Raw genomic sequence first — 20,844 nt, forward strand, 5'->3', positions numbered from 1 at the left:
CATGGCGCGGCTAGGGAAAGAACAACAGCACAGCGAACACGGCAAACAGCGCGAGGTGCATGTAACCCTGCAGCGCCGAGGTGCGCTGGCCGTTGAAGGTGAGCATGCTCAGCACGGCGGTGGCCACAAACAGGGCCGTGTCCATGTGGGAGATGCCCATGACGACCTGCTTGTCGTACAACAAGCCAATGGCCAGCACCGCGGGAACCGTGAGCCCCACGGTGGAGACAAAGGCACCCAGACACAGGTTGACGGCCCGCTGCATCTCATTGCCCAGCGCCGCGCGCACGGCGGTCAAGGACTCGGGGGTGAACACGATCAGGGCGATGAGCACGCCACTCACGGCCACGGGCGCGCCCGCGGCCGCAATGCCGTAGTCGAGCACGACGGCCAGGTGGTGGCCCAGCAGAACGATCGGAACAATCATGGCCAGCAGCAGCAGCGAATGCACCCAGACATCCTTCCTGCTTTGCTGGACAGAACCCTCCGCCTTTTCGGTCTCGGTCGGCGCCCTGGAGGTGCGTTCCATGCGGCGCACCACCATCGCCCCGGGAGGGGGCTGAACGAAGAGGCGCTTGTGGCTGCCGATCTGCTTCCACAGGAAGGCCGCGTACAGCAGCGCGGTGAGGACACCGATGCCCATCGCCTGCTCAGGCCCGAATTCACCCGCCGTGCTGGTGAACTTGGGCAGCACCAGGGCCACCGTGGTCAACAGGGCAATCATCGACAGGTAGGCCGTCGCCCCCTGCGCATTGAACTCCTGTTCGCCATGCCGGGCAGCGCCCACCGTCAGGCAGATCCCCATCACGAGGTTCAGGATGATCATCAACACGGCAAAAATGGAATCGCGCCCGATCGTGGGGGCTTCCCCTGGTCCCAACAGCACCGAGGCAATCAGGATGACCTCGATGGACACGATGGACAGCGTCAGGATGAGCGTGCCGTATGGCTCGCCCAGTTTGTGCGCCAGGTAGTCCGCCTCATGCACGACACCAAACGACGCCGCCACGATGGTGGCCAGCAGCACGGCGAAGCTCAGGCCGGCGGCGCCGGGTGTGAGTGGCGCGGCCAGCCAGGAGGAACCGTAAAAAGAGAACAACCCCACCACGACCCATGCACCGAGCAGAAGCGCCCAGGTGGCCGGAGAGATGAGCCGCGCGCGCGCGGCGGGTGGGTGGAGGGGGGAGGCGTTGACCATGGCGACCACTTTCACAAGCAGTGCGGGGGCCGTCCCTCGCGGTTGAATCCATGCCGATGGGGTCGTCCCCATTCGGCCTCACACCTGGCGCGTGAGCCCCACAATTATAGGTTTCGAGCTTGTGACCCCGTGAACCGCCTCAGCCGCGCTTTCCTCTCAGGGCATTGGCGCGGACCTGAACAGGACCTGTGAAGCGGCCCTGTTCGGGCGCCATGCGGCTGGAGAAGAAACGGTGCTCGTGACCGCTCAGAGATGGGCCGATGCCATGTGGGCCATGGCCAAGGCCGTGTCCGGCGCGGAGCCGTCCTCCAGATGCCAGCAAGCGGAAAGGCCCGCCCAGGCCAGGATCCATTGAAGCAGCCGCCTGCGCTCGAGACCCGCCGAGGCGGCAACCACCTCCAGCCGGCGGAGAAACCGCTCTGGCGAGGTGGCGGTCTCAGCGTCGGGATTGCAGAAGAGGTTAGCGTAGTCAAAACCGCATTCGCCCCACAGGCCCTTGGGGTCGATCGCGAGCCAACCGCGCGGACCGAAGTCCAGGACGTTGCCGTGGTGGATGTCCCCGTGAAGCACACCGACATCCCGCGCCGAGGCCAACAAGTCCCGTGCGGTCGCTGCGGCCGTGGCGAAGATGCCGCCTCTTGCTGCCGCACAGGCCTCCAGCCCCTGAAACCAGGCGGGCAAGGCGGTGAGTGCCGGTGGCGGCCCTGGCCGAGGCGCGTGCAGTCGGGCGACCACGGCGCACAGGATGTTGCAGGCTTCATCGTCGCGCCCATGGCGAGCCATCTCGGCGAGCGCCATGCCGCCTGGCGCTCGCTCCAACAGCAGCGCCGGGCCCTCGTGGGCCAGCACCCTGGCCGCACCGTCGCCCTGCCACCAGGCCATCAATGCCGCGCCGGCCCGCTCTTCCTGTTGGGTGGACAGCTTCAACATGGCGGGCGTCCCGTGGAAGCGCACGGGCAGGAGCTGCCCGCTGTTCGTGACGACCGGCGGGCCGTCGGGCACCAGGCCCCAGCGATGGATGTGCTCGGCCCTCATTCCGACACCTTACTGCATGCCCCCTGTCACCTGCATTGCTCGTCAAACGTGCTCGTCATGGTGGACACCACTTCGGGGCGGATGCCGAGCCAGGTCTCGACCTTCATGTTCGTGGCCTTGGCTTCGCATTGGAGCCGCGCCTGTTCGGGAGGTTTTGCCGGCATCAGCTTGATCAAACCCGACAGGGCATCGCAATACTGTTTGAAGTTCTTCACGCGCAATGCGTTGTCTCTCTGGGTGCGGAGCTTGTCGTACTCGGCACACTGCGGATCGGGTGCCGCGGTGGACACGGCGGCGAGCAAGGACAGGGTCAGGCCAAGAAGGAGTTTGCGCATGGGAACGGGTCCGGGGCGGGACGTGGTTGGATCGGAAGGGGCGAGGGTCAACAGACGATCGCGAGTATTCATCGCGACCCTCCCTGGCGTGAAGTGACCCCGGTCACATGGCGGTGAGCGAGATCGGCAGATCAGCGCGCCAGCGCGTCCAGCAGCTGTTGCGCTTGCACAGGTTTGTGCAGGAAGGGCACACCGCTGGTTCGGATGTCGGTGATGCGTTGCGGCGCGGTCTCGCCGGTCACCAGCAAGGTGCGCAGGTGGGGTGAGGTGTTGCGCAGGACCAGGAGGTAGTCCAGGCCGTTGCGTTCTCCCGGGAGCCGGAAGTCGGAAACGACGGCGTCGATCGGGTGTCGCTGCAGCAGGTGCTGCGCCTGCGCCAGATCGCTGGCGGGATACACCGTGCAACCGCGCGCGGAGAGCACCAATGCCATGGCCTCGCGGCTGGCCGGCTCGTCGTCAATGACGAGCACATGGCGCGGCAGGCTGCTCGCGGCGTGAACCGGTGGAACAAGGCCAGCGTCTGCAGGGCTTGCCGGATGGAGCCTGCGCCCGTCGGCCTGTTTCACCCACACCCGAAAGCGTGTGCCTCGCGACGGCATCGATGAGAGCGCCATGGGATGTTCCAGCAGGCTCGAGAGCCGTTTGACGATGGACAGGCCGATGCCCAGACCGGATGCGCGGTCGCGTTGTGGATTGGCCAGCTGGTAGAACTCGTCGAACACCCGTTGTTGATGTTCTGTCGCGATGCCGATGCCGGTGTCGACCACCTCGAAGCGGATCCAACCGGCCCGTCCCGCGGGGACCCCCGCCCTTGCCGCGACGAGCACACCACCGGTGCGCGTGTATTTGATGGCGTTGTCGATCAGATTGCCGAGCAGGCGCGTGAGCAGCTGCACGTCGCTCACGACGACCAGATCGCCCGGCGCCCGGAACCGAAGCTGCAGGTCTCGCTCCTGGGCGCTGCCGGAGAACATGTGGTTCAGCGACAGGAACAGCTCGTGTACGCGCACGGGCGCCAGCGCGGGTTGCACGGCGCCCGCATCCAGCCGGGAGATGTCGAGCATGGTGTCCAGCGACTGGTTCAGCATGCGCACCGAGTGGCTCAACCGCGTGACCGTCTGTGCGCTGTCCGGATCGAGTTGGGACCGTTCCAGCACCGAGGTGAACAGCGAGATGGCATGAAGCGGTTGGCGCAGATCGTGGCTGGCGGACGCGAGAAAGCGGCTTTTTTCCCGGTTGGCGTTTTCGACCAGTTCCACCTGCTGGGCCAGGCGGCGGGCGAGGTCTTCCTTTTCAAAGCGCACCGTCAGCGACTGCTCGAGCAGGTCCGCCTGCTGGAACGTCCACTTGAGCGTCATCACCAGAAAAAGCGTCATGCAGAAGGCCAGCACCGAACCGACCAGGCCACCGTGCCAGAGGCAGGCGGAGATCATGCCGACCGCCGCCGGGACGCTGAACGCGGCGATGGTCTGGCGGTGGGTGGAGACGATCGCGGAGCCGAGCGATATCGCACCCATGATGAACACGGAGATGAGAATCAGAGGGTCCACGTTCCGGTGCGCGTTGAGCAGCCAGGGTGCGGCCCCCCACATGGCGCCCAGCAGAAAGATGTCCCGGACACGGCCTTGCAGGATGCGGGGCAACTCGTGGTCCTGCAGGGGGCCGTGGGCCTCCAGCTTTCTGCGCTGCACGTAGCTCGTGAAGACGACGATGTAGAACAGGCCGAGCCAGACCAGGGGAAGCAGGGACGTCCCATTCAGGTAGAACAGGATCGCCAGCGGCGTGGCGAAAGGGATGGGCGAGAGGATGCGCACCGGCCCGGTCTTTTGCAGCAGGAGCGCGAGCTGGATGCGCTGCACGGTCAGTGGCGACCGGGCTTGCACGCCCAGCGCCCGGTGAATGCTCGTCAGCAGCTTCTCGATCACACCAGGCTCAGGAAAACAGCCCGATCAGCTCGGCGCGGGAGCGAACGTTGAAGACGAGAAAAATCGTCGAAACGCAATTCTTCACCGAGCCCAGCACCAGCCCGGTTTCGGCGGCGATCGCCTGGTTGTCGAGGCCGCTGAGCAGCAGCTCCAGGACCTGGACCTGGCGGTCGGTCAACCGGACGCCAGGCCTCAGGTTCTGGCTGCGGGCCGCCGCGCCGTGTTTCCCCGGGCGATGGCTGGCCGTGGAGGCGCTCTCAATCGCCGCGAGCATGCCCTTCAATCCATGGGTATCGCCCGTCTTGCAGAAGTAGCCCCAGGCACCGTGCGCCAAGGCTTCTTCGCGAACGCGGGGATCGTGCGTGCCCGACACGACCACGATCGGCAACTGCGGATAGAGCTGTCGCAGGAGTTTGAGGCCGGTCAGGCCGCGGGTGTCGCCCAGGTTCAGATCGAGCAGCAGCAGAAAGACCTCCTCGGCGCGCTGCTTCAGAAACAGCAGGGCCTGCTCCAGGCTGTGCGCATCGGCCACATGGAAACGGTCGGCGAAGTGCTGAACGATCACCTGGCGCAGACCCATCCGCACCAGTTCGTGGTCGTCCACGGCCAGTATCGTTTTGCATCGCTGGGTTTCTGACATCGCCAGATGTTAGCCGCGGCAGCATCGCGGCCGCGGTGGGCGCAAGGATTCGCCGCTCATGCCTCGGGACGGCCCTTTTCCTCCTCGTCGCGCTCATACCGCCTGGCGAGTGGGAACGGTGGCAGCCAGGATTCGCGGCGCACGGTCCAGAGTTCGTAGGTGGGCACGAACTGGTCGGGCGCATCGAGGGTGCCCAGGTTGACTTCGATTTCGTCACCACTGCGCCCATACACCGACGAGCCACAGCGAGGACAGAAGAACCTGCCGGCGTAGTCGCTCGTTTCGCCTTCGACGGTCACGGCGTTCTGCGGAAAGATCGCGGAGGCGTGGAAGAGCGCGCCGTGGTGTTTCCGACAGTCGAGACAGTGGCACAGGCCCACCCGATGGGGTCGGCCGGTGGCTTCAATTCGAACGTTGCCGCACAGGCAACCACCCGTGAATCGGTCCATGCTGCGTCTCCTGGGATCGACCGCCATTGTCTCCCCGGCACCCGGTCTTCGAAAACGGTTTTTTTGACCACGGACCCACGGGCGTTCAGTAGGTGATGAACACCGTGTGCGCCTGGGTGCCCGAGCATGTGGGCCCGGTGCAGGTGCCTGCCTGACCCGCCTGCATGCTGCCGGTGAGCGTGACCGCCTGGCCGGTGTTGCCGTTGCCGCTGCCCGAAGCGGGCGACGGGGTGATGGTGTACCGCAGACCTTGGAGCACGGCGGGGTTCGGGCTCACAGAGATGGTCCACGGCAGGCCCGAGCTGCAGCGCAACATGAAGCTGGTGGTTGAGGTTTGTGCTGTGGCGCTGAACGCGGTGTAGTTGAACGCCAGGTTGCCCGGGTATCCGTTGTTCAAGTACACCGGCTCGGTTTCAGGCGCCGTTTCAAGCGTCGTGCCCCTTACCGTGAATGGGGTGCCCGCGAACATGCTTGCAATGGTCACGGACGACACCACCAACAAGGTGGTCAACCTGCAACTGACCTACCCGCTGTTCAAGTACACGGGCAACGCGACCGGTTTGCCGGTGCTCGGAACCGGGGCGCCCGCCGGCCTCACCACCACGATTGAAAAAGACGAATCCGATCCGCTCAACAAGCAGGTCGTAGTGAAGATCGCCCCGCCCACGTTGTACTGGGCGCCCACCGCGACCGACTGCAACATCTCCACCCAATGGGGCGGTGGCTCGGGCACATGGAACACCCTTGCCTCGAACCAGGTCTGGTGCGCGCAGGGCAATGCCGCTCGCGTGGGTTGGCAACAGGGTGCCAAGGCGGTGTTTCCGCGGCTCGCAGCCAGCGTGAGCGTGGCCGACGCGATCCAGTTCGAAAGCCTCGAATTCCAGGTGGCCGGTTACTCGCTCAACCTGGGCGCCGGGGGCCGGCTGACCGGCACTTCGACGGGCAGCACGGTGACCGCCATCACCACCAGCCATGCCGTCGGCACGACCACCACCATTGCCGCCCCTCTGGACGGCAACCTGCCCCATACGAAGGAAGGCACCGGGACGCTGATGCTGACCGGCAGCAACACCTTCGGTGGCAGCATCGCGGTCAATGGGGGTACCTTGCAGCTCGGCAACAGCAGCGGCACAAACCTGCTTTCGAGCACCACGGAGGTCAAACTCTCTGGTGGTGGGGTCCTCGCCTTGAATCTGGCCAACAACGCCACCTTCAACAACAAGATTTCCGGCGCAGGCGCGGTGAACAAAATTGACTCCGGGACCCTGAATCTGGGAGGGGTCAGTGATTACAGCGGCGTGACCACCGTGAGCGCCGGCACGCTGAAAATCACGCACGCCAATGCCCTGGGCGCAGGTGGTTCGGGCAATGGGACGGTCGTGGACGGCACCACCACCGGCACGCTGCACCTGCTGGTGGACGTGGCGGAACCTATCACGCTGCAAAACAACGGCAAGCTCCTGACCGATTCGGGGAGCCGCACCTTGAGCGGCGCGCTGAGCATGGGCACAGCAGGGGGAACGGTCGACGTGACCGGCACGGAGCTGCTCGTGACGGGCAACATGGGCACTGGCTCGACGGCTCTCAACAAGATTGGTGCGGGCAACCTGGTGCTGAGCGGGGTCAACAGCGCGCACACGGGGCCGATCAACGTGAACGCGGGCAAGCTGATCGCCGCCAACAACGCGGCCCTGTCCTGCCTAGACATAACAGTGTGGAGTTGGGTGATTGGGCTGGATCGCTCCAGAAGGCTTTCGGATCGCGGCGTCGTCCGCGCCGCTGAAGAGGTGGGGGTTGTTGGCGTTGGCGTCGCCTGCAAGGCGGACCAAATGATGCTTGTCCATCATCTACCGGCCGAGGTTTTCGCTGCGCGGTTGGGTACGAGTTGCGGCTTTTTTGGTTCGAGTCGCTTTGCATTGGCATCGAACGACGGCTTCAGCCCAGTCGGTCGCGTTGCCTGGTTGCCGCCCGAGGGCAGCCCTGGGGGCTGTCCTTCAAGAATCTGGACATAAGTCACGTTTGAACTTTTTGTTGAGTTTCGGCGCGTGCTCGTGCTGCGCTATCTGCATTTGGTGTCCCTGTTGTCGGATGCCTCGTTGGTGCTGATGCAATGCACTCCAAGGCGATGACGGGCGGAGCTTCCATCGAAGTTCCGTCGCCGCAAGCCGCTTCCCTGGTTGGGAAACACCGTTGTCGCAGCTTTCCCACGGCGGCGGACTTTTGAAGGAGCAGGTCAAATGGACGGATCCGATGTCAAATTCCTGGCACCCAGCACGCCGCAGGAGTCAAAATTCGAGATTGCTCAAGGAATCGTGTCCATCGAGGGGCGATCCCTGGGGTTTCGCGGTTTTGGTGGTGTGCGCCACCTGAGCCTCAGTTCGGGATGGTCTTTCGATCTGACCTCCGGCGTCGGAGGCGCGGAGCAACTGCGACTATGTGGCGTGAGCGAAGACTATTGCGCTTCCATGAAGGGCAATGTGTTGACCCTGAGTCATCTGGCCCAAGGCACCATCGTCAAGCTCCAGGCGGGGCGCGGCCCTTGCCGCATTGTCTTTGACGATGGGTTTGTCGGGGTCGGTGATCTTTGGCGCAACATGACGCAGGCGGCGGCCTTGTCCAGATTGACGGGTGAGTCAGGCCTCACGGACAGCGCCATGGTGGCGAGTCACGTTCACCCCAGCCGGGACGCGGCCTTCCTCGTCGGTGCGCACGTCCTGCCCGAAGGGGCCCTGCTGAGGGCGGCCGGTCTGGATCGGGTGGAAACCGTCTATGAGCCCGACGCCGGTCTGCCCATCTGTCTGGAAGGTGCTTTCGCGGACTATGGCGTGACCGCCCAGGGAATGGTGATCGCGTTGGATCGGCAGCGGCATGGCTGCTTCGAAGGCGTCTATCTGGTGGGGGCCTCGCAATTGAATTTCGCGGATGGACAGGTCGAGATGGGTGCATTGCGAGACGCGCTTCAATCCTTGTGCCTCGGGCCCATGTCGGAGGACTTGTTTTCTCCTCAGATGGACGAGCCCGTCGCCACATCGGTTGCGCTCTCGATAGAGCCGACCGCGTCGTGTTCGGAGTCCTGGTTCGGCGGTCTCTTTCATGGAGGACTGTTGAGCGGTCTGTGCGTTGGACAGGTGTTCGAAGTGGCCGTGTCCTTCAACGAGGCAATGTGTGTGTGGGGTGCTCCGCAGGTGGAGCTTCGCCTGGGGCGGCTGAACCGGGTGGCTCAATACCGGGGGCGAAGTGGTGGTGAAACCTTGCGTTTCACCTATGTCGTGACGGAAGATGACGTGCTTGAAACCTCGCTGAACGCGGCCGAGGTGAGCGTTGCCCGCGCTGAACGCCTGCGCCTGGATATCGAGGTGGGCAACCTGTTGCTCAATGGCGCGGAGATTCACCCCTTTTCTGACCTTCGGTATCGGCATGCGGGGGTGGCTCGCGAGGAAGGCATGCACACGGTCACACCGGACTATCACCGGATGCTTCAGGAAAGAGCGGGTTTTCGGATGAAGGTGGATGTGAACCTGGATGAGCTGGAGCGCGTCGACGACCTGCTCTGCCATTGAGTCAATCGCCCCCCGGCGGTGGGTCGCCGGGTGCAGTGGCCGCACTCGCTGCGCGGTGAACTGAACGGTGCGTGGAATGTGCCAGGCATATTCGTGTCAAAAAACCGCAACTCGTTCCAAAAAACCGTCGATTCGTTCCAATCTCGATGGTCCACGGGAGGCGTCCGTGATCATTGATGCACTTTCTGACCACATGATCATTTGTATGTCAGCCCGTGCTCCAACTTTCACAAGGCTCAACGGGGGGCTGTGAGGCAACGCGGCGTGCTTGAATTATTTTCCTAAAAAGCATGCCGAAGAGTTCGTTCCCCATCCCTGCGGGATTTCCCTTCGGCCACGACGGAACGATGAGCACCTATGGAAAAAAACAGCAGAAAATCCCGGCACTCCCCGGCGCCGTGTGACATGCCGCTTTTTTTGGCCGATCCGATTTTCGCATCGGCCCAAGGAGAAGAAGATGGGTCCCATCAGAGTCGTGATTGCAGAAGACGACGTGCACCAAGCGGAGGGCATTGCCTCCATGGTGCGCCAACTCAGGTCCAGTTGGTTGGTCCAGAACCTTGTTCATGATCGTGACCAGCTGGTTCAAGCGCTCGAAGAGGTCGTTCCGGATGTCTTGTTGCTGGATTTGCACATGCCGGAGCGCGCGTCGAACACGCAGAGCATCCTGCAGTTGGTGCGGTCCACGGTGGCCCCCCCCATCGTCATTCTGATCACGGGCGATCCGACGAAAGCGCTGGAAGCGTATGAAAGCGATGTGGTCGATTACGTGGTGAAACCGGTTCGCCCGGCGCGCTTGGCGCAGGCGCTCGAGCGGGCGGAAGAAATGTTCTATGCCCGCCGGGCCGGTCGGGCCGGCTTGGTCAACGCGGTGCAAACGACTTCGCAGGTGCCCAATAGCTGGCTCAGTGGCGTGCGGGGTCGAGACATCGTGCTGATAGACCCTGTCAACATCATCTATCTGCAAGCGGAGCGCAAGTACACGGTGGCCTTCCTGTCGGACGGGCAGGCGCTCATGCGGTTTGGTATCTCCGATGTGGAGGCCAAGCTCGACATGAGTGCGTTTGTGCGCATCCACCGCAGCACGATTGTCAATGTCAAGCGCATCGACTTTCTTCGTCGCGATGAAATGGGGCGTCTTCGCGTGCACATGAAGGGACGCACGGAAAGCCTGATCGTCAGTCGCACGTTCGAGCACGCATTCAAGGGGGTTTGAAGTTAGGCCAGATCTTCCGAGGCGGAATGGGTGGAGGGTGCCACCCGTCGCGTCGCTTTTCACCCAGCGGCCCATTTCACAGGTGTTGACCTTGGCCGTTGGCCAAGTGTTGTCCGTTCCGGTGTTGGTCTGTGAGTGGGCCGCTTCCTCACCGCGGTTCGGGGCTTGGTTGGTGTCGCTGTTTGCACTGACGGCTTTGGTCTGTGCTTTGGCTTTCATCGTTTGGCGCTTCAGGCTGTTGCGATCGGCCCTCAATGCACAGCCCTTTGCCATGTCGGATCAGCCCACTTTTCGCGGACTGACAAAGCTCTCGTTGGTCTATGGCGTGGTCTGGGTGATCGCTTGCATCTGGATCTTTGTGGGCAGGGGCCCCTTGGCGCAAGGCTTTCAAGTGCTGTTGTTGACGCTGCAAGCTGGCGTGCTCCTGTCCTTGCTCTTTCACGTGGATGGACCATTGAAGCGAGCGGCTTGGGCACTGCTCTTCATGCAGGTCTTGTGCGTGGCAGGGATCGCGATGGCCTCAGACCAGTTTGAGCACCTCTATCCGCAGGTCATCGCGTCTCTGGTCTTTCTTCTGGTGGGCTATGCCGTGGCGTCGTTTCGGGCTCAAGAGCACGCGCACGTCCGCAAGATCCAGAAGGAGCGGCAAGAGGAAAAGGGCCATCTGGCTCAGCAAATCGCACACCTTCAAGAGGCGCACGCGGCCAAGGCACGCCTGTTGGCGATGGTCAGCCATGACTTGCGGCAACCCGTTCACGCGCTGGGACTCATGTTGGGGCGCTTGAGGCGCGAAGCCTCGCTGTCGTCGCTGCGGGTGGAGGTCGAAGCGGTGAACGAAGTGGTCAACTCGCTTTCGAAATCCCTCACCATGTTGATGGCCGTCACACGGCTGAACTCCGGGCAGGTCACGACGTTGTCGGAGGCCATCTCGCTGGAAAAGATGTTCAGCTCCTTGGCCAATGAGTTTGAAGAGACGGCCAGCACCAGCGGTTTGAGCGTCGTTTTCGAGGCGCACGAACTGAACGTGCTGACCGATCCCCATCATCTGAGAACGATCCTGACGAACCTGCTGTCCAACGCCATCAAGTATTCGTCGCGCGGCCTGGTGCGGATCACTGCCACGTCGCCGGCGCCCCAGTCGGTGGTGATCACCGTCGCGGACAACGGGATCGGCATCCCGACGGACGACCTGAACAAGATATTCGAGCCTTTTGTCCGATTGCCTTATCGAAAGGACTCGGTGGATGGCATCGGGCTTGGTTTGGCCATCGTCAAACAGACGGCCGATCTCATCAAAGCCCCCATTCAGGTGGAATCGCTGGTGGGGCAGGGAACCACCTTCTTCCTGACCCTGCCCCGCAGCCAGGACCTGCAGGCGGTGGTCGCACCCGCCAAGGACACCTACCTTCGTGGGTTGCGCATCGTCGTCGTGGACAACGATGAAATCGTGCTGGAAAGCATGGCGCGCACGCTGGAGGAGTGGGGTTGCCGCGTCATCGCCGCGTGCGACTGGGTTGGCCTGGAAGCCAAGCTGGAAATGACGTCCAGCCCGATCGACCTGATCCTGACCGACTTTCATCTGGACGCCGGACTGTCCGGCTATGAATTGATCAAACGGGTCCGCAAGCGGGCCGGGGCACAAATCCCGTCCATTCTGCTGACCGGGGATGTGGAAATCCGGCATGGCCCGGAAAGCACCGCCACCGCCGTTGTCATCGCCTACAAGCCCCTGCCCTACGAAAAACTGGCGAATCTCATCCAGGAGACCATTTCTTCCTTTGGGGCCCAGGCGTCAGGCGGCGCCTGAGGGCAGCCAGCGCGGCTGGCTCTTTTGTGTTACATTACGCAGTCGCCTTGAGCGACCAGCCGCATCCCGACTTCACTGCCAGGATGCAACCGCCCCCGGCAGAGGGGCTGCTGGTCCAGCCCCTCCAAGGTGCCGCCACACCGCTTTCTCACAGCACCGTGGCCTTCTTCCTCCCTGCTGTTGCCGATGCCTCTGCCGTGGCTCGTGCGCCGGTTCTGGCCTGACGCATCCGCGCCACGCCGAGATCGGATGAACCGGTGGGGCACCCCGGCGCATGGGGCTGCCACCTGTTATTTGTTTCGGGCATCCACGACGCCACGGTACCGACCGCGCGTCCCGCCCACTGATGTTTTTGATGATTCACACGAACGACACAACGATTACGAGACTGTCTCCCCTCACCATGGGCAAATATCGCATCGCGGCTTTGCCCCGCCTTCTGCCGGACGGCCTTTTTGCCGCGCAGGTCTCCATTGCCAGCGGCCATGGCAGCGCGTCCACCGACCGGGTGATCCGGTTCGACAGCGCCTTTCCCACACACGACGCGGCGGCGGATTACGCCCTTGCGCAAGGCATTGACTGGGTGCACGACTCGGTCCGCCTTTCCGCCCGCCCGAACTGACCGATACACTTCAAGCAAAGGAAACACCATGGCCAAAGAAGAACTGATCGACATGATGGGCATCGTCAACGAGGTGCTGCCCGACACGCGCTTTCGCGTCACGCTGGACAACGGTCATCAATTGATCGCTTATTCGGCCGGCAAGATGAAGAAGAACCACATCCGCATCCTGGCGGGTGACCGGGTGTCGCTGGAGCTCTCGCCCTACGACCTGACCAAGGGCCGCATCAACTTCCGCCACATCGAAGGCCGCGGCCCGATGGTGCCGCGCAAGCCGCGCTGATCCTTCGTTTTTCTCAGTAGAACAGCGCCTGCAGGTCGACGCTGCTGCGTCGGCCCACGTCGGCGTGGTGCGCCGACAGCCAGGCGCTGCCGTGCTCGCGGCCCAGCGCGAACAGCATTTCAAAGAAGCGCATGTTCGCCGCGGCCTTGCTCTCGGCGCTCAGCTCGCGCATGACCTCGCTGGCCTCGATCACGTGAAAGTGCGTGCCGGCCAAGCGCCGGTCGAGTTCGCCCCGGCGCCACCAGGGGCTGTGGGCCGCGCGCTCGCGCAGGTGGGCAAACATGCGCATCTCGCGCAGGAAGGTGGCGTTGAACGCCAGTTCCATCATGCGGCTCTTGATGTCCGCTGCCGACTGCGGCGTGGCGCTGTGCTTGAGCGGGGCCAGCATCACCAGCACGATGTCGCGCGCGCGGCACTCGTGGAACAGCGGGAACACCGCCGGATTGGCCGCGTAACCCCCATCCCAGTAAGGCTCTCCATCGATCACCACGCTGCGGTGCATGGTGGGCAGGCAGGCCGAGGCCAGCACCGCGTCGGGCGTGAGCTCCCCCGAGCGGAACAGCCGCAGCTTGCCGGTGTTGACGTTGGTCGCCGCGACGAACAGCTTGACCGGGCTGCGCGCGCGCAGGCGCTCGAAATCGACCTGGCTCGACAGGATCTTGCGCAAGGGGTTGAGGTCGAACGGGTTGAGCTGCTCGGGCGAGAAGTAGTGGGTCCACTGCAGCATGAGCTGCATGGCCGGCGCCAGCCGCATGTCCTTGCCGTCGGCCGTGGGCAAGGCCACCTCGAACGGCATGCTGGCCGCCACGGCGCTCCAGAAGCCCCTGAGCGCGGCGCGCGCGCCCTCCGCTCCCCCGGCCATCAGGCCTTGCGCCAGCAGCACCGCGTTCATCGCGCCCGCGCTGGTGCCACTCACGCCGTCGAAGCGCAGGCGCCCTTCCTCCAGCAGGGCATCGAGCACCCCCCAGGTGAAAGCGCCGTGCGCGCCGCCGCCCTGCAGGGCCAGGTTGACGGTGGGCGGACCGCGCCAGCGCAGGGCCATGGGGCCTACCCGCGCGTGCGCCGGGCCCGCACGGCGGCCGCCAGGCCTTCGAGCACCGGCACGGTCTGCTCGAACGAGATGCAGGCATCGGTCACGCTCACGCCCGCCTGCAGGGGCTGGCCGGGCACGATGTCCTGCCGGCCTTCGTGCAGGTGGCTCTCGATCATCACACCGACGATGCGGCGCTCGCCCGCGCCGATCTGCGCGGCCACATCGGCGGCCACGTCGATCTGCCGGCGGTGCTGCTTGCTGCTGTTGGCGTGCGACACATCGACCATCACCTGTTCGCGCAGGCCGGCTTTCTGCAGCAGGCCGCAGGCAGCGGCGACGTCCGCGGCGCTGTAGTTGGGCTGCGCGCCGCCGCGCAGGATCACGTGGCAGTCGTCGTTGCCACGCGTCTCGAAGATCGCGGCCTGCCCCATCTTGGTCATGCCCATGAAGGCGTGCGCGGCGCGCGCGGCCTGGATCGCGTCGGACGCGACCTTGACCCCGCCGTCGGTGCCGTTCTTGAAGCCCACCGGGCAGCTCAGCCCGCTGGCGAGCTGCCGATGGCTCTGGCTCTCGGTGGTGCGCGCGCCGATCGCGCCCCAGCTCACCAGGTCGCTGATGAACTGCGGGCTGAGCAGGTCCAGGAATTCGGTGCCCACCGGCAGGCCGAGCGCGAGCACCTCCAGCAGCAGCGCGCGCGCCATCTCCAGCCCTTCGTTGATCGCGAAGCTGCCATCGAGGTGCGGGTCGTTGATGTAGCCCTTCCAGCCCACCGTGGTGCGTGGCTTCTCGAAGTACACACGCATCACCACCAGCAGGTCCTCCTGCAGGGCGTCGGCCTGGGCCTTGAGGCGCTCGGCGTAGTCGATGGCCTGGGCGTGGTCGTGGATGGAGCACGGGCCGACGACGACCACGAGGCGGTCGTCCTGCCCATGCAGCACGCGCGAGATCGCGGCGCGGCTGCTTTCCACCAGGGCTTGCGCGGGATCGGGCGCGGGCAGCCATTCCTGCAGCAGGGCCGGCGTGATCAGGGGGCGCACCGCGCCGATGCGCAGGTCGTCGATGCGGGTGGTGTCGTGGGTGGACAGGACGGTGTGCGGGGTGTGGGTTTTCATGGCAGATCGAAATGTCGGGCGGATGACAAAGAAGCGGCCCGAGGTCCGTGGGCGCGCAAAAAGGTCACGTTCGGTGGATTCTGGGGCATGGGCGGTTTCAGGCGCCGAAGCGCGCGGTCGACACAGACGGAGACAGGCCCACCGTGTGGGCGATGGAAGATGGACAGGACGATGAAGACCTTTTACCTCGGACTCGTGGCAGTGTGCCTGGGCAGCGGCCCGGCCCTGGCGCAGACGACCGCGCCCGGCGACCCGCCCGCGAGGGTGGTGGAGCCTTTCAAGAGCGAGGTCTGGATCAACGTGGGCGGCTTCTCGCGCCACTTTGCCCGCCACAACGGCTACAACGAGAACAACCTGGGCCTGGGCGCCGAGTACCGCACCAGCGCCGAGCTGTCGTACATGGCCATGAACTGGCAGCCCTGGTCGCTGGGGCCGATCAAGCTGCGCGTGGTTTGAGGGCCTGCGCATCCGGGCGCTGTGTGTGCGTCTGGATGAAGCGGGGCAGGGCGGCGCGCGTGCAGCGCTGCAGGGCCATCAGAAAACCGTGATCGGGCTCGTCCACACCATGGTTTGCGCGCAGGTCGTGCTGGATGCGGCCCAGCAGCTCGGCCGCCATCTCGGCGTCGGCCAAGGCCCGGTGTGCCTGGCCGGTGCGCGGCAGCCGAAAAAAATCCACCAATGAACCCAGCTTGTGGCTCGGCGCCTCGGGGTAGAGCCGGCGCGAGAGCAGCACGGTGCAGGCAAAGGGTTGCGGCGCCTGCGCGCCGGCGCGCTCGAGCTCGGCCGTCCAGAAGCGGCGGTCGAACGCCGCGTTGTGCGCCACCATGGGCACCTCGCCCACGAAACGCGCGGCCTCGCGCATCACGGTGTCGGCCGGTGGCGCGGTCTCGATCATGGCGTTGGTGATGCCGGTCAGCTGCGTGATGAAAGACGGGATGCGCACGCCCGCGTTCATCAGGCTCTGGTAGCGGTCCACCACGCGCCCCTGTTCGGTGATGACGATGGCCACCTCGGTGGCGCGGTCGCCCATGGTGGGCGAGATGCCGGTGGTTTCGAAGTCGATGACAGCAATGCGGGACATGGGGCTGAACTGTAGCGCGGCGCGCACCCCATGCGCCGAAGCCCCGACATCGCTGAAAGACGCCGGGGTTCCGGTGGGCGGGCCGTTCAGCGCTGGACCACCACCAGGGTCTGCGTCATGTAGCGGTGCGGCGCCTGTTCGCGGTAGGTGATGCCGGTCTGGCCGTCGGCCACCAGCTCACCGCGCGCCCAGGCGGTGCGCAGCTCGGCCCGCACGTCGGCGCGGGTCTTCATCGATGCCATGGGCATGGTGGCGTAGCGGCCAGGGTTCAGGTCGCGGTAGGTGGCACCGGTCTGGCCATCGGCGATCAGCGTGCCGTTGCGCTGCGCTTGGGCGAGTTCGGCGCGCACCTGGTCGCGCGTCTTGGGCGACGCAGCGTCGGCGGCCAGCGCCATGCCGGCGCAGGCGGTGGAGAGGGCCAGGGCGATGAGGGAGAGGCGGGCGAGTTTCATGGGAGGCTCCTTGGGGTTGTGCCGGCGGTGCCGGCGTTGGCTTGCCCACTGGATACGCGCTTATCCCGCCACTGGATTCAACCCGGTGCGCGCTCAGCCCGCCGCCTTGGGGTACAGCACCATCTGCGTGCAGCGGAACAGGGCAATCGTCTTGCCTGTCTCGCGGTGCGTGACCACCGCGTCCCACACCTGCGTGGTGCGGCCCAGGTGCGCGGGTTTGGCCACGCAGTCGATGGTGCCTTCCAGCGCCGTGCCCAGGTGGTTGCTCTTGAGCTCGATGGTGGTGAAGCCGTTGGCCTCCTTGGGCAGGTTGGCCACGCAGCCGTAGCCGCAGGCCGTGTCGGCCAGCGTGACCACGCTGCCCGCGTGCAGGAAACCATTGGGTGCCATGGTGTGGGGCTGCACCGCGAGTTCGGCGCGCACCTCCTGCGGGCTCACCTGCGTGAAGACCAGGCCGAGATGGCCCGGCAGTTTGCCCACGCTGCGTTGGTTGAATTGTTCGGTGAGGTCGGTCATGCGGGTCTCCTGTTTTTTGGAATGAAAGGGCGAGGGGCTCAGCGCGTCCAGCTGCCCAGCCGGATCGCGATCGCCAGGGTGGAACCATAAACGACCAGGCTGAGCGCGACCACCGCGAACAGGCCGCTGGCCGAGGTCTGGAACACGTGCACGCAGAGCCAGCCGCCCACCCCGAGGATGACGAGGCGGCCCATGCTGCCCGCGAGCGGCCAGAACATGCGGCCCGCGCCCTGCGAAGCGAAGAACAGCGCCAGGCCCAGGCCGAAGAAGCCGTAACAGCCGCCCACGATGTTCAGGTAGCTGGCGCCGAAGGCCAGCACCGCGGCGTCCTGCGTGAAGAGGTTCATCCACAGCCCGGGTGCGATCGCGGTCGCCACGCCGATGGCGCCCGTGATGGCCGCCACCACCGCGCCACCGGCCCAGGCCACGCGCACCGCGCGCGGGGCCTGCCCCGCGCCCATGTTGGTCGCGACCATCGCGGTCAGCGCGGTGCCGAAGCCGAACGCGATCGGTACCAGGATGTACTCGAGCCGCGCCGCCACGCCATAGCCCGCGAGCGCGGCCGTGCCGTAGTGGCCCACGAACGCCGTGGCCACCGCGATGGAGGCGTTGCTGATCACCGGGCTGAGCGAGGCCGGCAGGCCCACGCGCAGGATCTCGCGCCACAGCGAGCGCTGGGGCCACCACGGTGTGCGCCCCAGGTGCACCGCGCCGTCGCGGCGCAGCAGCCAGGCCACCATCACCACGGCCGACAGCGCGTTCACCGTGAGCGTGCTCAGGGCCGCGCCGGCCACGCCGATGCCCGGCACCGGGCCCCAGCCGAACACCAGCAGCGGGCTCAGGCCCAGGTGCATCAGCGCGGTGGCCACCAGCAGCAGCGAGGGCAGCAGCATGTTGCCCGCGCCGCGCACCACGGCGGCCAGCACGTTGGTGAACCAGATCACCGCGGCGCCCGCGAACAGCGCGTTCGAATACGCCAGCGCCGCCTCCAGCGCCGGCCCGCGCCCACCCATGGCGGCGAAGATGCCGCGCCCGCCGCCGAGCATGGCCGCCATGAACAGCACTGCCAGCAGCGCGGCGATCAACAAGGCCTGCTGCGCCAGCCGGCTCGCGTCCTCGCGCCGGCCCGCGCCCAGCGCGCGCGCCACGGCGGCGGTGGTCGCGCCGCCGATGCCACCGGCCGACATCTGCAGCATCAGCATCGACAAGGGGAACACCAGCGCGATGCCGGCGAGCGCGTCCGCCCCCACCAACCCGAGGATGTAGCCGTCGTAGCCGATCACGATGGTCATGGCGAACAGGCCCATCACATTGGGCGTGGCCAGCCGGAACAGCGTGGGCAGCAGCGGCGCGTGCAGCATCTGCTGCACGCGGGTCTGGGCGGGGTCGGCGCGCGGTGCGTCGACGGGCAGGACAGCGCTCATGGGGGGCTCCGCTCAGGCGCGCGCATCGCGCAGGTAGATGCCGGGTTCGGCCGAGAGGCCGCGTTTGACCTGCTGCGTGAGCTCGTCGCCCAGCACCTCCTCGGCACCGGCTTCCAGCGCGTCGAAGGCGCGGCGCACGATGGCCTCGGGCGTGGACTTGGGCATCTCGATGCCGCGCGTGAGGTCGGTGTCCACGAAACCCATGTGCAGGCCCAGCACCTGCGTGCCCTGCGCGCGCAGGTCGTGGCGCAGCCCGTTCGTGAGCGCCCAGGCGGCGGACTTGCTCGCGCCGTAGACCGACAGCATGGGCGAGTTGATCCAGCTCGCGATCGACAGCACGTTGAGCAGCGCGCCGCCGCCGTTGGCCGCGAGCACCGGCGCGAAGGCCTGGCTCACGCGCAGCAGGCCGAAGAAGTTGGTCTCCAGGTGCGCGCGCGCCGAGGCCTCAGCCCCATCGGCGAAGAAGCCGCCCAGCGAAGCGATGCCGGCGTTGTTCACCACCAGCGTCACGTCGCTCGCGTGGCGCGCCGCGGCGGCGACCGCCGCCGGGTCGGTCACGTCCAGCGCGATCGGCTCCACGCCCGGCAGCGTCACGCTGGCCGGGTTGCGCGCCCCGGCGTAGACCTTGCGCGCGCCGCGCGCCAGCGCCTCGCGCGCGAAGGCCAGGCCGATGCCCCGGTTGGCGCCGGTGATGAGAACGGTGGCGTTGTGAAGCTGCATGGTGAAAGTCCAGTCAATGAAGGTAGGGAGACAAGGTAAATATGACGATCGTCATATTTGTGGGCGAAGCAAAACGGGGCACATGAAAGCCGGCAGGGTTCAGGTGGAAGGGGAAGAAGAAACGTCGTGCCGCGCCAGCAGGGCGCGGCGGTTGTCGGCCAGCAGGGCCTTGCCCTCGGCGTTGTCGCCCAGCGCGCGCGCCAGCTGCAGCGCGCCCACCAGCTGGCTGGCGATGGCGGCGGCCAGGCCGGGGGTCGCGCCCTCGGGCAGCGCGCGCTCGACCGCCGACACCAGGCCGCGCACGCGCTCGGCGGCGGCGGCGCGCACATCGGGCGACTGGCGCGGCATCTCCGACACCAGGGCCGCGACCGCGCAACCGTTTTCGGTGCCGCTCAGGTGGCGCTCCGACAGGTAACCGTCCACCAGCGCGCGCAGGGGGCTCGCACCCTCGGCCTCGCGCGCGGCGTTGCCCTTGGCGATGCGCGCCGCGCTCTGCTGCCCGGCGTGCGCCAGGGCCTCGGCCAGCAGCGCGTCGCGCGAGGCGAAGTGGGCGTAGAAGCCGCCGTGGGTCAGGCCGGCCTCTTTCATGATGTCGGCCACGCCCACGCCCTGGAAACCCGCGCGGCGGATCGCCCGCGACGCGGTGTCCACGATGCGTTCGTGCGTGAGGGCCTTGCGGTTGGGCGCGATTTCCATGGTGGCGGGATTGTAGCCGTCAATATGATGATCGTCATATTTCACCCGATCAACGGCGCAACCGCGCCCGGCGCTAACGCTTCGACGCCACCACCACCGAGCTGCGCCACGAGGCCATCGCGCAGTCCACGATGCGCAGCAGCTGTTCCTCGCCCATGCCGTCGCGCGCCTGCATCGACAGGCCCTCGAGCACCGTGGTGTAGTACATCGCGAGCAGCGCCGAGTCGACCTGCGGCGGCACGTCGCCGTCGGCGATGCCGCACTCGATGCGGTGCTGGATCGCGTCCTGCGCGCGCAGGCGCAGCTCGCGCAGGTGGGCGCGCACCTTCTCGTTGGCCGGCACGCCCACGGTGGCGCCGAGCACCACCATGCAGCCGCTGGGCCGGCTCGGGTTCACGTAGGCGATGGCGTGGCTGCGCAGCATGGCCGCGATGGCCTCGAAGGCCGTGGGCTCGTCGGTCAGCGCCAGCTCGGCCTCGGGATTCTCCGTGCGCTCGTAGAGGTCCACCGCCTCGCGGAACAGCGCTTCCTTGGAGCCGAAGGCCGCGTAGAGGCTGGGCGGGTTGATGCCCATGGCCGTGGTGAGGTCGGCGATGGACGTGCCGTCGTAGCCGCGGTCCCAGAACACCAGCATGGCTTTGGCGAGCACGGCATCGCGCGTGAAACCGGGTGGGCGACCTCGGGTGGCCATGGCGTTTCCTTTCTGTATGAGTGGTCGAAGAATTCGGGCCGGGCGCGAA

23 protein-coding genes are annotated in these 20,844 nt (G+C 65.9%); 7 read left to right on the forward strand and 16 right to left on the reverse strand.

All coding sequences use genetic code 11. The features are described 5' to 3' along the window. Positions 1–10 precede the first annotated feature (10 nt). From AC3WPZ_RS15260 to AC3WPZ_RS15290, 7 genes are all read right to left on the reverse strand, one after another. Positions 11–1,198, reverse strand: coding sequence for a calcium:cation antiporter (locus AC3WPZ_RS15260; protein WP_492440376.1), 1,188 nt, complete (start codon positions 1,196–1,198; stop codon positions 11–13). 246 nt (positions 1,199–1,444) lie between these two features. Next, positions 1,445–2,233 (reverse strand): aminoglycoside phosphotransferase family protein, encoded by a 789-nt coding sequence (locus AC3WPZ_RS15265; protein ID WP_492440378.1) that lies wholly within the window; start codon positions 2,231–2,233, stop codon positions 1,445–1,447. Between the two features lie 26 nt (positions 2,234–2,259). Further along, positions 2,260–2,568: a hypothetical protein gene (locus AC3WPZ_RS15270; RefSeq protein WP_382163624.1), complete on the reverse strand. Its 309-nt coding sequence runs from the start codon at positions 2,566–2,568 to the stop codon at positions 2,260–2,262. A 131-nt stretch (positions 2,569–2,699) separates the two neighbouring features. Next, entirely contained in the window at positions 2,700–4,493 is a 1,794-nt protein-coding gene (locus AC3WPZ_RS15275; RefSeq protein WP_492440381.1) for an ATP-binding response regulator, read from the reverse strand. A 7-nt stretch (positions 4,494–4,500) separates the two neighbouring features. Continuing rightward, on the reverse strand, positions 4,501–5,097 hold the full coding sequence (locus AC3WPZ_RS15280; protein ID WP_492440383.1) for a response regulator: 597 nt from the start codon (positions 5,095–5,097) through the stop codon (positions 4,501–4,503). Positions 5,098–5,189: 92 nt separating this feature from the next. After that, positions 5,190–5,582, reverse strand: coding sequence for a GFA family protein (locus tag AC3WPZ_RS15285; RefSeq protein WP_492440385.1), 393 nt, complete (start codon positions 5,580–5,582; stop codon positions 5,190–5,192). Between the two features lie 85 nt (positions 5,583–5,667). Next, positions 5,668–5,979, reverse strand: a complete 312-nt coding sequence (locus tag AC3WPZ_RS15290; RefSeq protein WP_492440387.1) for a hypothetical protein — start codon at positions 5,977–5,979, stop codon at positions 5,668–5,670. On the opposite strand from AC3WPZ_RS15290, the gene AC3WPZ_RS15295 reads away from it, so the two are divergent. From AC3WPZ_RS15295 to infA, 6 genes are all read left to right on the forward strand, one after another. Continuing rightward, positions 5,972–7,594, forward strand: a complete 1,623-nt coding sequence (locus AC3WPZ_RS15295; RefSeq protein ID WP_492440389.1) for an autotransporter-associated beta strand repeat-containing protein — start codon at positions 5,972–5,974, stop codon at positions 7,592–7,594. The genes AC3WPZ_RS15290 and AC3WPZ_RS15295 overlap by 8 nt on opposite strands. Positions 7,595–7,819: 225 nt before the next feature. Then, positions 7,820–9,142 (forward strand): hypothetical protein, encoded by a 1,323-nt coding sequence (locus AC3WPZ_RS15300; RefSeq protein WP_444687782.1) that lies wholly within the window; start codon positions 7,820–7,822, stop codon positions 9,140–9,142. Positions 9,143–9,599: 457 nt separating this feature from the next. Next, positions 9,600–10,358, forward strand: a complete 759-nt coding sequence (locus AC3WPZ_RS15305) for a LytR/AlgR family response regulator transcription factor (protein WP_492440392.1) — start codon at positions 9,600–9,602, stop codon at positions 10,356–10,358. Positions 10,359–10,449: 91 nt separating this feature from the next. Then, complete coding sequence (locus tag AC3WPZ_RS15310; protein ID WP_444687779.1) at positions 10,450–12,165, forward strand: hybrid sensor histidine kinase/response regulator; 1,716 nt, start codon at positions 10,450–10,452, stop codon at positions 12,163–12,165. Between the two features lie 355 nt (positions 12,166–12,520). Further along, positions 12,521–12,787, forward strand: a complete 267-nt coding sequence (locus AC3WPZ_RS15315; RefSeq protein WP_382163640.1) for a hypothetical protein — start codon at positions 12,521–12,523, stop codon at positions 12,785–12,787. A gap of 28 nt (positions 12,788–12,815) precedes the next feature. Beyond that, positions 12,816–13,070 carry a translation initiation factor IF-1 gene (gene infA, locus AC3WPZ_RS15320; protein ID WP_056265133.1) on the forward strand — a complete coding sequence of 85 codons (255 nt, stop codon included), beginning with the start codon at positions 12,816–12,818 and terminating at the stop codon, positions 13,068–13,070. 13 nt (positions 13,071–13,083) lie between these two features. Here the strand turns inward: infA and AC3WPZ_RS15325 are convergent, their stop codons facing one another. Both AC3WPZ_RS15325 and AC3WPZ_RS15330 read right to left on the reverse strand, forming a co-directional pair. Continuing rightward, positions 13,084–14,112 (reverse strand): patatin-like phospholipase family protein, encoded by a 1,029-nt coding sequence (locus AC3WPZ_RS15325; protein WP_492440395.1) that lies wholly within the window; start codon positions 14,110–14,112, stop codon positions 13,084–13,086. Positions 14,113–14,117: 5 nt separating this feature from the next. Further along, positions 14,118–15,215 (reverse strand): 3-deoxy-7-phosphoheptulonate synthase, encoded by a 1,098-nt coding sequence (locus AC3WPZ_RS15330; protein WP_492440397.1) that lies wholly within the window; start codon positions 15,213–15,215, stop codon positions 14,118–14,120. Positions 15,216–15,386: 171 nt separating this feature from the next. On the opposite strand from AC3WPZ_RS15330, the gene AC3WPZ_RS15335 reads away from it, so the two are divergent. Further along, complete coding sequence (locus AC3WPZ_RS15335; protein WP_492440399.1) at positions 15,387–15,671, forward strand: hypothetical protein; 285 nt, start codon at positions 15,387–15,389, stop codon at positions 15,669–15,671. Here the strand turns inward: AC3WPZ_RS15335 and AC3WPZ_RS15340 are convergent. From AC3WPZ_RS15340 to AC3WPZ_RS15370, 7 genes are all read right to left on the reverse strand, one after another. Next, a complete protein-coding gene (locus AC3WPZ_RS15340; RefSeq protein WP_492440401.1) occupies positions 15,652–16,296 on the reverse strand; it encodes a 3'-5' exonuclease in 645 nt (214 codons plus the stop codon). The genes AC3WPZ_RS15335 and AC3WPZ_RS15340 overlap by 20 nt on opposite strands. Positions 16,297–16,382: 86 nt before the next feature. Then, positions 16,383–16,748: a DUF4148 domain-containing protein gene (locus AC3WPZ_RS15345; RefSeq protein ID WP_444687775.1), complete on the reverse strand. Its 366-nt coding sequence runs from the start codon at positions 16,746–16,748 to the stop codon at positions 16,383–16,385. A 93-nt stretch (positions 16,749–16,841) separates the two neighbouring features. Beyond that, on the reverse strand, positions 16,842–17,264 hold the full coding sequence (locus tag AC3WPZ_RS15350) for a PaaI family thioesterase (RefSeq protein ID WP_492440403.1): 423 nt from the start codon (positions 17,262–17,264) through the stop codon (positions 16,842–16,844). Positions 17,265–17,302: 38 nt separating this feature from the next. After that, complete coding sequence (locus AC3WPZ_RS15355) at positions 17,303–18,688, reverse strand: MATE family efflux transporter (RefSeq protein WP_382163653.1); 1,386 nt, start codon at positions 18,686–18,688, stop codon at positions 17,303–17,305. A 12-nt stretch (positions 18,689–18,700) separates the two neighbouring features. Next, the gene (locus AC3WPZ_RS15360) at positions 18,701–19,408 is read right to left on the reverse strand and encodes an SDR family oxidoreductase (protein ID WP_382163655.1); all 708 of its coding nucleotides are present in this window, start codon (positions 19,406–19,408) and stop codon (positions 18,701–18,703) included. A 99-nt stretch (positions 19,409–19,507) separates the two neighbouring features. Continuing rightward, positions 19,508–20,104 carry a TetR/AcrR family transcriptional regulator gene (locus AC3WPZ_RS15365; protein ID WP_492440405.1) on the reverse strand — a complete coding sequence of 199 codons (597 nt, stop codon included), beginning with the start codon at positions 20,102–20,104 and terminating at the stop codon, positions 19,508–19,510. A gap of 73 nt (positions 20,105–20,177) precedes the next feature. Beyond that, positions 20,178–20,795, reverse strand: coding sequence for a TetR/AcrR family transcriptional regulator (locus tag AC3WPZ_RS15370; RefSeq protein WP_444687773.1), 618 nt, complete (start codon positions 20,793–20,795; stop codon positions 20,178–20,180). Positions 20,796–20,844: the final 49 nt, after the last annotated feature.

The sequence above is a fragment of the Hydrogenophaga sp. FW305-3-2-15-A-LB1 genome (assembly GCF_058787875.1).